14 protein-coding genes and 1 pseudogene are annotated in these 13,251 nt (G+C 59.1%); 11 read left to right on the forward strand and 4 right to left on the reverse strand.

Annotation, left to right across the window (positions count from 1 at the left end):
• Positions 1-92 precede the first annotated feature (92 nt).
• The gene (locus tag HV744_RS29860; RefSeq protein ID WP_175152954.1) at positions 93-530 is read right to left on the reverse strand and encodes a hypothetical protein; all 438 of its coding nucleotides are present in this window, start codon (positions 528-530) and stop codon (positions 93-95) included.
• 256 nt (positions 531-786) lie between these two features.
• A complete protein-coding gene (locus HV744_RS29865) occupies positions 787-1,299 on the reverse strand; it encodes a hypothetical protein (RefSeq protein WP_175152955.1) in 513 nt (170 codons plus the stop codon).
• A gap of 140 nt (positions 1,300-1,439) precedes the next feature.
• Here HV744_RS29865 and HV744_RS29870 point away from each other — a divergent pair, with 140 nt between their 5' ends.
• From HV744_RS29870 to HV744_RS29900, 7 genes are all read left to right on the forward strand, one after another.
• Positions 1,440-1,820 carry a hypothetical protein gene (locus HV744_RS29870; RefSeq protein ID WP_175152956.1) on the forward strand — a complete coding sequence of 127 codons (381 nt, stop codon included), beginning with the start codon at positions 1,440-1,442 and terminating at the stop codon, positions 1,818-1,820.
• Positions 1,821-1,855: 35 nt separating this feature from the next.
• On the forward strand, positions 1,856-2,857 hold the full coding sequence (locus HV744_RS29875; protein WP_175152957.1) for an AAA family ATPase: 1,002 nt from the start codon (positions 1,856-1,858) through the stop codon (positions 2,855-2,857).
• Positions 2,858-2,867: 10 nt separating this feature from the next.
• Positions 2,868-3,212, forward strand: coding sequence for a hypothetical protein (locus HV744_RS29880; RefSeq protein WP_175152958.1), 345 nt, complete (start codon positions 2,868-2,870; stop codon positions 3,210-3,212).
• A 123-nt stretch (positions 3,213-3,335) separates the two neighbouring features.
• Positions 3,336-4,220 (forward strand): HAD-IA family hydrolase, encoded by an 885-nt coding sequence (locus HV744_RS29885; RefSeq protein WP_175152959.1) that lies wholly within the window; start codon positions 3,336-3,338, stop codon positions 4,218-4,220.
• Entirely contained in the window at positions 4,217-4,462 is a 246-nt protein-coding gene (locus HV744_RS29890; protein ID WP_175152953.1) for a hypothetical protein, read from the forward strand. The genes HV744_RS29885 and HV744_RS29890 overlap by 4 nt, the downstream gene beginning before the upstream one ends.
• A gap of 12 nt (positions 4,463-4,474) precedes the next feature.
• Positions 4,475-6,241, forward strand: a complete 1,767-nt coding sequence (locus tag HV744_RS29895) for an IS1634 family transposase (RefSeq protein WP_175152960.1) — start codon at positions 4,475-4,477, stop codon at positions 6,239-6,241.
• Between the two features lie 176 nt (positions 6,242-6,417).
• Positions 6,418-6,822, forward strand: a complete 405-nt coding sequence (locus HV744_RS29900; protein WP_175152961.1) for a hypothetical protein — start codon at positions 6,418-6,420, stop codon at positions 6,820-6,822.
• 435 nt (positions 6,823-7,257) lie between these two features.
• On the opposite strand, the gene HV744_RS29905 is transcribed toward HV744_RS29900, so the two are convergent.
• Complete coding sequence (locus HV744_RS29905) at positions 7,258-9,003, reverse strand: hypothetical protein (RefSeq protein WP_175152962.1); 1,746 nt, start codon at positions 9,001-9,003, stop codon at positions 7,258-7,260.
• An 840-nt stretch (positions 9,004-9,843) separates the two neighbouring features.
• Here HV744_RS29905 and HV744_RS29910 point away from each other — a divergent pair.
• Together HV744_RS29910 and HV744_RS29915 are read left to right on the forward strand one after the other, a co-directional pair.
• Positions 9,844-10,068 (forward strand): hypothetical protein, encoded by a 225-nt coding sequence (locus HV744_RS29910; protein ID WP_175152963.1) that lies wholly within the window; start codon positions 9,844-9,846, stop codon positions 10,066-10,068.
• 390 nt (positions 10,069-10,458) lie between these two features.
• Positions 10,459-11,639: pseudogene (locus HV744_RS29915) on the forward strand (IS3 family transposase); the annotation flags it as partial.
• 176 nt (positions 11,640-11,815) lie between these two features.
• On the opposite strand, the gene HV744_RS29920 reads toward HV744_RS29915, so the two are convergent.
• Positions 11,816-12,163, reverse strand: coding sequence for a helix-turn-helix domain-containing protein (locus tag HV744_RS29920; RefSeq protein WP_175152964.1), 348 nt, complete (start codon positions 12,161-12,163; stop codon positions 11,816-11,818).
• A 255-nt stretch (positions 12,164-12,418) separates the two neighbouring features.
• On the opposite strand from HV744_RS29920, the gene HV744_RS29925 reads away from it, so the two are divergent.
• Together HV744_RS29925 and HV744_RS29930 are read left to right on the forward strand one after the other, a co-directional pair.
• The gene (locus HV744_RS29925) at positions 12,419-12,787 is read left to right on the forward strand and encodes a hypothetical protein (protein ID WP_175152965.1); all 369 of its coding nucleotides are present in this window, start codon (positions 12,419-12,421) and stop codon (positions 12,785-12,787) included.
• Positions 12,788-12,994: 207 nt separating this feature from the next.
• On the forward strand, positions 12,995-13,243 hold the full coding sequence (locus tag HV744_RS29930; protein WP_246279252.1) for a hypothetical protein: 249 nt from the start codon (positions 12,995-12,997) through the stop codon (positions 13,241-13,243).
• Positions 13,244-13,251: the final 8 nt, after the last annotated feature.

Raw genomic sequence — 13,251 nt, forward strand, 5'->3', positions numbered from 1 at the left:
ATCAAGCAAGAAACCGCATTCTTGAGGCCGTTCGAATCCGCGTTCGACACCACTTCCAACTGGCGCCATTACGGCGATCATCCCCGGCGCCTTTACGCCGATCCGTGACAGTCTAAGGCTCGAAACACGACCCGCTCGACAGGCTTGCTTCGTCCGGCAATGGTTTTACGCCCCGCCGGGTCGAACCCGGCATCCGCGATCAGCTTGTCAGCTAAGTATTGGTCGATATCACGCGCGCCGCACGCGTTGACGACAATGTCCGCTTCGCGCAGGAGGCGGCCTACGAGGTTCCTCTGCTCGTCCTTGTCATCCGGCCGCTCCGGCGTTCGGTCGAAAAATCTCCCATAGGGGCTAGGCATATCGCGCCACAGGTCGACAGGGACGCCGCCGCGCGGAACGCGGTTTAAGTGCGTTACCGTGTCGCCGTTCTTCAGCCGATACGCACCGTTCAGACGCTTGGCGATACCCAAGTACTCGGCGACGTGCTCGGCCACCGTCGAATCGCTAACGACATAACACCGCTTCTGCATACTGAGCCACTCCTGGCAAACGGCCAACGAATATCGGGCGAAACACCCACTTATGAACCACTACGACAACCGCCTTTCTCCCCTGTTTGTCATTGTTGAGAGCGATCGGTAGTTCCGCGCAAAACGTCCCTACATTGGCTTGTCCACGGCCTGAAACCTGCGCGAAACCGGCCCGACGGCCCTGCCGCACGCAGAAGGCTGGTCTTGCACAAGGCATGCGCAGCATGCGGCGGTGGGCAAGTAATCGTCTGGCGCGTCATTCCAAATTCGGCCCGGCTTTCTCGATAGCCGCATCGATTGCCGCCTGCAAATCGAAAGTACCGGCCTCGATCTTCCCCACCTTTTCTTTCAGCACGGCGACGAGACCAGCGTTCGCGAGCAAATCAGCGCCGGCCGGCGCATCTGCCAACGCATCTTTCACCTTCTGCTCAAGGGCTACATCAGCATGAGCCCGCTCGTGAGTCTCTTTCAAGGCCACCGACTTGTCGGGCCGCGCCCAGGCCGGCGGCTTGCCCGCGCTGGGCTCCCACTCTTCCATGAACACCTGGGCTGCGAAGATGCCAATTTCGTGCAGCGTTTTGAGCGCCAGACCGGCATCCCGGAACGCCCTTAGCTCGCGCTGCCGCGTTGTCACGAGATCGGCCTCGCCGGCACAGGTCACGAACTCGACGTAAAAGTAGTTTCCATACGCGGCTCGCACGTTGGCCGCGCGTATCCCACCAATACGCACGGCGAGCCGTGCCTGGTCTATGTCGAACGCTTCGCGCATCCCGCTCTCTCCACCGAAATAATCCACCGAAACGAAATCGCTATTGACACGCCCTATCTCCACATGATTAATATTACCACATGACGAAATATAATATTTCCAACCCGGCCTGATGTCTAGCCTCTTCCCTCGGAGCAGCCATGAGCCCTGAGAAATCCGCCTTTTTGCGTGAGCGTCACCCCCTCATCTTCTCCGCCACGAAGCAGAGTCACCCGCATGCCCCGTTCAGCTACTGGGGGCTCCAGTGCGGTGATGGCTGGGCCGGGTTGCTCGACGATCTCTGCCGCCAGCTGCAATGCGAGACCGCCGAGAACGGAGCACCCCAAGTCGTGGCGCTGCAGGTGAAAGAAAAATTCGGAGCCATCCGCTTTTACGCCGCCGACCTCGCTGCCCGGCAACGAAATCTAGTCCAAGCAGCAGAAGCGGCCAGCAAAACGACCTGCGAGACGTGCGGCGCACCCGGCGCGCTGATCGATGGTCTGTGGGTGAAGACGCGATGCACTGCCCACGCGGCCGACTAAGGGCTAATGCACAACGGCAACACCAGGAGAACGCCATGCAAGACCGTATCAATTTTCTGAATCTCCGCGAGTTGATCGGCATCGCGAAGCGCAGGAGCCCCGACCGCGACGAAGCGCGCAAAGTGAAGCAGTGGGCAGGACTCCTGCTGGAACATGCGGACAAGCGCTTCGGCGCGCAGCTCACCCCCAGCATGGAGGCTGAACTTCGGACGCTTTCCGAACGGCACCCGAACTTTGGCGAGGTGGTGGATTTCCTGTCCGCCGAGATGGCGTTTGCCCGAGCGGCCGGGCACGGGCTATCTTTCGCGCGACTGCTGCTCGTCGGCCCAGCCGGTACCGGCAAGACCACCTTCTGCCTTGAGCTGGCAAAACTGCTTGGCGTGCCTTCTCAGGTAGCCTCCGTGAATAACGTCCAAACGTCGGCTTTCCTGACTGGAACCGAACGACATTGGTCGAATAGCGAACCTGGGGCGGTGTTCCAGTTGCTTGCCAACAGCGCGTACATCAATCCGATCCTCGTCCTCGACGAGATCGACAAAGCACATGGGCATCACCAAGGCTACGACCCGCTCAACGGGCTGTACACGTTGCTTGAGCGCCGTACGGCGGAGCGCTTCTTCGATGTCGCCCTCCCCGGCGTGCATTTTGACGCATCACGCATCAACTGGATTGCCACCGCGAACTCGCTGGAACCCGTTCGGGCGCCTCTGCTCTCGCGCTTCACCGTTTTCCGGATTCGCCCGCTGTCGCAAGACGAAATGCGCGAGGTCATCGCACGCATGTATGGCGAACTTCTGGAAAACAATCCGGCCGTCTCCCGGCAGATTGAGAGCACGTTACCGGACGACGTACTGGACATCCTGTGCGAACAGCTCGAAACCGGACGGGACATGGATCGCATGCTGCGGGTTCTGATCGGCCGCACGTTGCAGGCCGGTGAGTCGACGGTCTCAACCCGTTCCATTCCACCACCGCATGCCGTCGGGATGCCCGGCGCCTTCGGCAGCGAGCGACGCCATCCAATCGGATTCTATTGAGGAGCGCACCGTGAAGGACATTCTGGATCTGGAATCGGAGGAGCTGGAAGAACGGATGGCAAAGATGTGCGATCAGGTCATGGACGCGTTGCTCGACGGCTATCCTGCGCTCTCCCGTCTGCAATTCGCACGCACGCGCATGGGCACGACGCATGAGTCTTTTATCGTGCTCGACGCCTTGCCCACGGTCGTCAGGAACGCGTTCACACAAAACTTCACCTGCGCAGCTTGTCTCATCCAGACGAAGTGGAAGCTTGCACGCCACGCAGATTGGGAAAAGTGGGTCGAACAGCTGAAAGCAGGCACGTATGCCCCAGCCGGTGACCTTCAACAAAACGCCGAGCAAGCGCAATGATTGTATTTCTCGACTTCGATGGCGTGCCGCACCCTTTTGCCGAACGCCGTACCCAACCATTTCGGGACATCCGAACTCCCGAAGATGCGTTAGGCGACTACACCTTCAACTGAGGATCACACCTTGACCAAAGCAAATCTTCGAGCTCTAAAGGAAGTGAAATCGGGCGATGGAACAGCGATGACGGCGGCCGAGCTAATTGGCGTTCTTCAGGCGATTCCGCAGGAAGCACGTCTGACTCTGCACTTCTCCGAAAGAGGTCTGCCCGGCACGCGGGAAACACTGCACCTGCTCGAATCACCGAGGAACGCAACCCGACTGCGCAACGCCATCGCCGAATTTCGGGAGGCGAAAGCGATAGAGGCGAGTAAGAAGTTGCCGCCGGTCGCGCCCAGTCTTGCCGACGTTACGCTTGACCCTGAGGTGCAGGCCGTCATTTTCGACGCATTCGGGACGCTCTGCCACATCCCAAACCCGACTCGGCCATTTTTGCGCCTTTTCAATCTCGGAGGAGGAAGAAACTTCTGGCCCGCGCTGAAGGTAGTCATGACGAAACCCCTCGACTTGCGGGGAGGAGCGGAGGCATTGAAACTTACCCCGCAGTCCGAAGTCATGACCGCGCTGGAAGTCGACCTCGCTGCGGAGCTTGCCAGCATCGAGCTGTACCCCGAAACCATTGATGTGCTAACCAGCTTGCGCGCTCGCGGCATCAAGCTCGCGATCGCGTCAAATCTCGCCATGCCCTACGCCGCCCCGCTCCTCGCCTTGCTGCCGTTCGAGCTGGAAGCGTACGCGTGGTCGTTCGAGGTTGGTCATCTAAAGCCGGATCGGCGGATCTTCGAGTGGACATGTAAACGGCTAGGCGTGCTCCCCGAAAACACACTCGTGATTGGCGACTCACTGAGCTCCGATTACGACGGTGCGACGCATGCAGGCCTACGCGCGATTTACCTCCGGCGCGACGCTGGCCCTGCCTCTGGTGATAGACAACAAGGAGTACATGATTGAGCCCGAAGCGCACTTACCTTGCTGAAAAGCCCGACATCGCGAGGCACGTTGCTGAGTTCCTCGGCATAGCAAAACACTTGAAAGGCGCATATTTGCTAAAGAACGGCGACTGGGCGGCCGATGCTGAGGGCATCACCGGTGATGAGCTGCTGACGTTCGTGAACACCGACCTGTTCCCGACGATCAAGGCGCGGGATGAGACAGCATCAAATGTCCTTGAATATTTAGTAGTCCTTTTCTAATATAGCGGAAGAATGTCAGGCCCGCAAAAACTTTCTCCGCCCAAGGCTCGCTTCATCCTGCACAGCGAGCGACTGGGACCTTTACCCCTCGTCAATCACTTCATCGATCGCATCGGCCTGGCGTCCTTGTTCGATCGGCACGTTCCCTCAGACGCACGCTGTGCGGTCCCTCACGCCCAGGCCCTTGGCGTGCTGCCGCGCTCGATCATCGTCGAGCGTGAGCCGGTTTACCGCCAGCAGGAGACGGTCCACGACTTTGCGGGCGGGATGTTTGGCATCACTTCCGGGCAGATGGATCACCTCAGCGATGATCGGCTTGGCCGGGCGCTGGATCACCTGTTTGACGCCGACCGCGCGGCCTTGCTCACCGAGGTGGCGCTGGCCGTTGCAGAGCGCTTCGGCGTGAACTTCGACGAGTGTCACAACGACAGTACGACTATCAGCTTCCATGGCAGCTATCGTGGTGCCTCCGGCCGCAAGATCCGCGGACGCACGGCTCCGATGATCACCTATGGTCACTCGAAGTCGCACAGGCCCGATATGAAGCAGCTGCTGTTCATCCTCACCATGACCGCCGACGGCAACATTCCCGTCGCGTTCCGCTGTACCGACGGCAACACGAGCGACTCGCGTACCCACATTGATACCTGGAATACGCTGCGCACCCTGGCCGGCCGAAGCGACTTCCTGTATGTGGCCGATTCAAAACTGTGTTCGCGCGAAAACATGGACCATATCGATCGCGCGGGCGGACGGTTCGTCACCGTGTTGCCCCGCAATCGCCTGGAAGACGCCGAGTTCCGCCAGTGGATCCAGTCCAACACCCCTGACTGGACCTGCGTGTGGGACCGGCCCAATTCACGCCACAGCGACGGGCCGCGCGACTGCTGGTATGTCTTTCGCGCGCCGCTGCTGTCGGCCGAAGCCAGGCCCGTCGTCTGGGTGTGGAGTCCGTTGCTGACGCTGCGCCAGGAGGCCAGGCGACGCAGGAACATCGCCGCGGCCATTGAAGAGTTGCAGCAGTTACGCGCGCGGCTGGCCGGCGCGAAGACGCGGCTGCGTGGCGCTGCCGAGATTGACCTGCAGATCAAGGTGATGCTCGAGAAGCACCACGTCGCCCGCTATCTGAAGGTCCGGCGTACCGTGCGTGAAGAACACGAGTACAGGCAGACGCGGCGGGGTCGCCCGGACCCCGAGACCGCTTACCGCAAGATCACCAGGCGGCGCTTTGACACCGAGTGGACGACCGACGAGCAGGCCATCGCTTACGATCACAACAGCGATGGCATGTATCCTCTGGTCACAAACGATCGCAGTCTGTCACCGGCCCAGGTGCTGGAAGCCCACAAGGGTCAGCCGATGATCGAGAAGCGCTTCGAACAGGTCAAGACGGTACATGAGATCGCGCCGGTGTTTCTGAAGGATGAGGGCCGCATCGAGGCTTTCTTCACGCTGTACTTCCTCGCTCTGCTCGTGCAGGCGCTCATTGAACGCGAGCTGCGCCTTGCCATGAAGCGCGAGAATCTCGACGAACTGCCTCTTTATCCCGAGCAGCGTCAGTGCGCACGCCCCACGACCGAACAGATCCTGCGCCTGTTCAGCCTCGCCCAACGTCACCGGCTGATCGAGGGTGCACACACGGTGCAGGTCTTCGACGTTCCCCTCACGGAACTGCAGCGTCAGCTGCTCAGGCTACTCGGCGTCCCGGAAAACGCCTTTCGCCCGCCGGACTCGCGACGAAATTCGCGCCAAATTGGGTCCCCGACGTGCGGAATGTAAGATGTGTCGTTTGACGCTCCGCCATTCGTGGAGCGTCTAACGACACTCCCGAATGGCCTTTTTTTTGGAGGCCATTATGTTCACGGTAACAACTGTTACTACAGGTAATCTGTTTCCCCTGCCTGGGTACGGACCGTTTTCGCAACAACTGGACCGCATCGCGCGGAACGCCTTTGATGTTGGGTTCGGTCGAAGTCGGCGAGTCGGTTATGCCGGTTTTGGCCTTGCTGGAAATCGCCGCACATCCTCGCTCTCTAGGTTCGAAGTCATTGAAGTTGCAATTCGGCATCGACGCTTTGCGTTACGAGGGCGAACTGTGGCGCACGGATCGGCGTGGCTGGCATGATGGTGAATTGTCGGAAGGCGAGACACCTGATGATCCTGACTATGTGGGCTATGTTTCGCTGGTTCCTTACGTGGCGAATGAGCATGTGTCGGAAGACACTCAGTTTCGGTTGGGGTCAATCTCGATCGAAGGCCGCAGGGTCCGGAACGCGGATGGTTCGGTACGAATCGCGTTGTGGATAGGGTCCAAGGTCAATGAGGATTCAGACCAACTGAGGGCCGGTGTTCCTGTGTAACTAGGGAAGGCTTTTTAGCCGCTACAGAAGGGGAAAGGCTTCGGCCTTTCCTTTTTTTTCATGCGTCAGAAAAGCGACGCCTGCTCGGCGGCCGGCGTCGGCGTCGGCCGCTCGATGCGACGCATACGTACAATGAGCGGCACGCCGCATCCGTCGATCGTCAGGCCAGAGACATACAAACCAACCGCCGAGCATCAAGGACGGAGTTCTGCCAGTTGCGGCCTTTGGTCCGCGCTTTCGATCAGCCGTACGAACGTCCGATGTACGTCAGTTGACCGCCCATCACACACGGAAATTTTCAGGCAAAAGACGCACGGCGGTGCGCACGACTTTTCGCGCGTGGGCGCCTTCGCTGCAGACAAGACCAATGCAATTCCCCGGCCCAGCACGTCGCCTGATGAGTCGCTGCGCGACGTTGCATTGCCAGCGCCCGCGTTAGCGCGAGACTTCGGCTGCCGCCTTGAGGGTCGCGGATGCAGACGCCGAAATAATCGTCGAAGCCGTTGCCGACGAGTGCGTCGCGAGCGCGTCGATGGTCGCGGCTCGTCGCGCCAGGCATGCGCTGCCCGCCGCGCAATCCTTCTCTTCAGGCGTATTCACGCGCAAGCCGTTGCCCGCGTCGCTCGCATTGCCGAGATTGTTGACCGTCACATCGCCGTGATTGTCATAAAAGACATTCGTCGCGGAGGGCACGACCGGCGCGGGCGCCCGTATGGCAACTGAGTGCCGGTGCGTCGCCATCGTCTGCGCGAGCGTACTTTGCACAGTGGTTCTGATTTCGGCTAGGGCGACGGCGGACAGCGCCGTAGCGGACGAGGTAGAGGCTTGAGGCACGGGCGCGGGGGGCGGGGACGAGGCGATGGCAGGAGGGCTTGCGGCCACTGGGGCGGAGGCCGCGCGGCAAGGGAGATCGAGCTGTGTCTCGTTGCCTCCCTGATTCGGACTGTCGCCCGTCACGCTCGACGCAGCGTGGAGAAACGCCCGCGGAGTCTTGCGCGACCAGCCGAGGACGTCCTCGCTCTTCATCACGACCTGGAAATTCGGATTCTTCGGCTGAAGCACGACTTCCGAGCCAATCCGCGAAACGATCGTCACAGGACCGACGACACCCGTTCCATCCGCATTCACTGCCTGACATTCCATGGCGTTACAACTGGATGCCTTCGCAATCTCGCACCCTTGCTTCGAAAGCATCACCGCGGCGTCGGGAATGCCGCCCAAGGCGAGCCTGCTCGCAATGCTGGCACTCATCAACGAACTCGCACTCGTCATCATCAGGAAGATCAACAGGAGCAATCCCGCCGCCGAGCCCAGATATTTCCATCGGCGCTTGTCATCGGCCCGGTCGTGAGTCAGCACGATGATGTTTGCCCCAAAGCAGATAACTGGCCATGCGAAAAACATGGGCAACTGATCATTCGAACCTGTCTGGCTGGATGTTAGAGCGAAGTAAAACGCCGCGATGATCTGCCCGAAGAAGAACGCTACGATCACCCCTACCACTTCAGACCTGTTGCGCTTTTCGCCATTCCACAGCTCGCTCAGGGAGCACCGGTCCTCGCCGTCCATCGCGGCCCTGTTGATGCTGGGCGGCTTGTCCTTTGCGTCCTGAGGTTTCCGATACGTGAGACCAAGGGCTAACAGAATCAGCAAACCGACGGTGCCGCCAAATTTCCACCAAATGTCGATCTTAAGCAGCCACAGGCAAAACGCCCATGCAGGCACTGCCCCCAAGAAAGCCGACTTCCGCACGACTTCCTCCGCGCCGTTGAGCCGCGCTAATGAGCCGTGCGCCATCAGCGCCGGGAAAACGAACGCGGCAGCGAAGATAACCAGCATCAGCAAGCCGGTCATTGATACAGCCGCCAGGGTCGCGGTCAGATCCGCCAGCTTGATATTGGGAAAGAACCCCACGTTCAGAAAAAAGATCAACAGGAAAATACCGCCAAGGAACAGCAGGCCCTTCCACGCGAGGCTCACGATTTCCTTGAGATTTTCGAATTTTTTCCCTTCCTTCTTCTTTTCCTCCGCCGCACCGTCGCTTTCCTTCTTTGCGCCGTCCTGCGTACCGTTGCCCGTCGGCTGCGAGGTATTCGTCGCGCTTTGCGGGGAGGCGGTCGCTGCGCCGCTCTGCGGCGTGTCGGCTGTCGACGTGTCGCCCATTTTTTGCTCATCACTCATAGCGTTCTTCTTTATTTATTCAGACAAATACAACCCGAACGCTATAACGACCGCCGCCATCCAACCTTGAGCCCCCCGACGCTCCGCAAGTCACGCAAGCCCAGAGCCCCCGACTCGCATAAAGCGAGCGGGCTGTAGCAGAGAAATCGCCTGTTCTCCAGCGTTACCCCCAGCACGCGCACTGGTGCTCCTCGCATTGTTGGCTGTGCCGAGCGCGGGAATTTGCCCACAGCCGTCCATTCACTGGACGGTCTGCGAACGCGCTAGCACGTCGCACCACAAGTTTGGGGTTCCATCGATCGGGCTGTGTCGACGTTTGCGACTCTCGGCATGGATCGCCCAAAGTGGTCGAAGGCGATCGGTGGAGTGGCTAGCTGCTTCGAGGGCGGATGTACAGAGTTAATTCGGAAGCGGCCGTCCGAACAAAGAACGTGGGTGACTGCAGTGGGTCGAGACCTGCCCCACAGCAGTTGCGCCCGATACATTTTTAAGTGCAGCCCTCCATTCGTAACGCGCGCATAAACGCTCGAAACATCACCGGGCGCCGTTCGAACACGCCGTTGGACCGATAGAGCGCACCAAAATTCGGGTTTTGGCGGGCCGAATGCGTTACCTTATGGCCAATTAGGCCCAATGAATAGCACAGCACCGACCGTACCGCCGCCGTTCGGTAAGGGAACGACTGTACTATTGGTGCAATCAAGGTGAGACCGCCAGCGGTCTAAGGTCGGCGTACGCGTTTAGAAGGTGTAGTGCGTTCCCGGCGGCTTGAGAAAACGGGGGCAGGCCCTACATTCAGATGACGGCACAATCCTGTGTCGCATCCTCGAAAGGAAAAGTATGGCAAAGCACGCGTATGTCGAACATAGGCCGTTGTCTTCCAATAAAGGGACGGAAACAACCCATCACGTGGTAATTGTCGACGGCAAGGAAGTCAAGAGCACCAAAACGCAAAAAGAAGCTGCTGATTGGGCGTTTTCAATGGACTTCACAGTCCATGTTGCAAGAGAGCGGCATCTTCAAGATCGGGATCAACCTGCGCACTGGCGCTCGTACCCGCACTGACCGCGAGTGTGGTGTTTTCGATAAAGATTCGTAACGCCATCCATCCACTTCGATGCTTGACGGATTCATGGCAATAACTGCGATGGAAAGCAATCAGTCGACAGATTCAGGGCACCTTCGGGTGCCCTGTCTTTTTGACTTGTGGCCAATAAAACCCTGAAGACCGAACTGTTGGCGCCTTCCCGTCCTCATTTTTCGCAAAATTCGCCCAACCCCTGCGATTTATCGAACCGTGACTGGATTTAATTGGCTTCGTTTATTGTTGCGACCACCAGCTTACTCCGATGATCTGGGCGGGATTTAGGCTTGCTCCGCGCTTCATCGGCTAAAGTGGACCCAGAAATCGAGACAAGCATTTAAGCTGTCGTCGTAGATGACAGGAAACGGGTAATGACTGCGGGAAAAACAAGAAAGGTGTACACGCCGGAGTTCAAGGCAAAGGTGGGTCTGGAAGCGGTACGGGGTACGCAGACGATCAACGAGCTTGGGCAGAAATACGGGGTTCACCCGGTGATGGTTGGGCAGTGGAAGAAGGAGATCCAGGAGCGTGCTGCGGCGCTGTTTGAAGTGAAGCGGGGGCCCAAGCCGGTGGACGCAGAGAGCGCGCCGGAGCGCCTGTACGGCGAGATTGGACGGCTGAAGATGGAAGTGGACTGGCTCAAAAAAAAGTTGTCGCTGTGAGCCGGGAAACGCGCCTGGGGTGGATCGATGCATCGGACGAGGTGCCGGTGGCCCGGCAATGCGCGCTCGCTCTGGTTGCGCGGGCGACAGTCTATGCGCAGCGTTCGCCGCGCGCAGCAAGCGAGGCCGATCTGCTGCTGTGCCGGCTGATTGACGAAGAGTACACGCGGCGGCCGTTCTACGGCAGCCGACGCATGGTGGTGTACCTGAGGTCGCAGGGCGAGGTGGTGAACCGCAAGCGCGTGCAACGCCTGATGCGGCAGTTGGGACTGTGGGGCATGGCGCCGGGGCCGAACACGAGCGTCAGGCATCCACAGCACAAGATTTATCCGTATCTGTTGCGCGGCGTCGAGGTGACGCGGCCCAACCAGGTGTGGAGTACGGACCTCACGTATATCCGGCTGGCACGGGGCTTTGCGTATCTGGTGGCCGTGATCGACTGGTATAGCCGCAAGGTGCTGTCCTGGCGCATCAGCAACAGCATGGACGCCGGGTTCTGTGTCGACTGCCTGGAAGACGCGTTGAGCCAGTACGGCAAGCCGGAGATCTTCAACAGCGACCAGGGCTCGCAGTTCACCAGCGACGCGTTCACCCGGGTGCTCAAAGGCGCCGGTGTGGCGATCAGCATGGACGGCCGGGGCCGGGCGCTGGACAATATATTCGTTGAACGCCTGTGGCGCAACGTCAAGCACGAGGATGTCTATCTGAAGGGCTATGCGACGATGGGCGAACTGACAATCGGTCTGGCACAGTACTTTGCCTACTATAACGGCGAGAGGCCTCATCAGACGCTCGGATACCAGACCCCGGCTGCGGTCTATCTGAGTGGCTGCGGTGGTGGTGCGAGGATCGTTGACAGGTTCAGTGGGGCGCTGGCGGATTTGCCTGCTCCGCTACGCTGCGCAGGCGAATCCGCCAGCGCGGAACCGGGGCAGCGCCGTTCAGCTGCGTGTGGCATCGATGCAGCTTAAATTGCGATCATCTCTGTCTTGACACACGGGTCCACTTTAGGCATTCGCAATGGAAATTGCTGACGACAAGCGCGTTGGTCTGATGGTGCACGCAGTTACTTCTCTTTGAATTGTTCGGCGAGCGTTTTCACCAGTTCGACCACTATCGTCTGATCTGACGGTCTGAGTTGAGCGATGCTGCGAGCAATCATTGCGGCTCGATCATCCAGTGTTGCCGGAACATCCGATAGAAGTTCTTCAAGCCTGCAACCAAACAAATCGGCAAGTTCGATCAATCGGATGATCGTCGGAACCGCGATTCCCTGCTCCACCCGAGAAATCGCCCCGAGGCCCAAGCCTAGTTTTTCAGCTACATCTTCCTGCGTATAGCCAGCCTGCATGCGTTTTCGCGCAATCGCTTTTCCAACGGCCTGAGCCAACACTCGTTGCGCCTCTTTGTCCATACCCGCTCCCAAGAAGGGAGCAATCCTTGCAGGCACACCACTTGCCAAACAGCCCCATAAACGGCTAAATATCCTTTTTAGGGATACATCAGTTTGGCCGCCGAGGGCGAAGTATCATCGCCAGCACTCCAGACGGCCTGCCAAACAACCGACCCAACCCATTGATTTTTATATAAAAAACAGTGTACGAAGCCAAAAACGCTGGATAGTATGGAACTGTCGATTTGACGGATTCATTCGGAGAAAACTATGAGCGTGAAGACGGAAGCGAAGGTTTCGAGTGCGGGCGAACCGGTCGCGGCGCAAGCGGGCAGCGTAGAACCGGCAAAAACCAACACTGCGGAGGTGCAGAAAAAAGACAAACCGGCACGAAGGACGGAAGCGACGGACACGCCCGAGAAGTTCAAAGCGACGCTCGCGCAACTCGATGCCGAGCGGACCGCCCTCGCGAAAACCGCAATCGAGCAACTGAAACCTGGTCGTGCGTTTGATCCGGTTGCCGTGCGCAAGATCAACGAGATCGAGCGCAAGAAGAATCGACTGCTGGTATCGCGCTTCGCATTTCTGCTCCGCCGCAACAGTGAAGACGTACAGGCCATCGTCTACCAACTCATCCAGCTCTGACTGGCATCGGTGCCTGCCGTATTGAACAACCGGGCATACCGCCACACGCCCGTGCACCGAATGTGCGCCGCGTCGTCAAAGACGCGGCGTATTTTGGCCGTTGCATTCGACTACATGGTTACAGCGATTTCGTGTCCATGCGCCGAGCGCAACGCAATTGAAGAAGCGATACCAACTCAGACGAGAACAAAAAACATGAAACACGTAATGCTAGCCATCGCCTTGGTCGGCACCACCGCAACCGCTTCCGCTTTCGCCCAAACGGATCAACCGTCGCACCCCGCAGCACCCGCGCAAGTCGCTCAAACCGGTGCGTCGAGTAGCCCCGGGATGGCGTCCTATAGCCAGCCCCTCGCGCAGAAGACGCGCGCTGATGTCTATCAACAACTCGTGAATGCCATGCAGGACGGCGAGATCGCTTATCTGAATTCGACGGTCTACAAGGGTAGTGAGTGAGGTCGCCG

The sequence above is a fragment of the Paraburkholderia ultramafica genome (genome assembly GCF_902859915.1).
Classification (GTDB): domain Bacteria; phylum Pseudomonadota; class Gammaproteobacteria; order Burkholderiales; family Burkholderiaceae; genus Paraburkholderia; species Paraburkholderia ultramafica.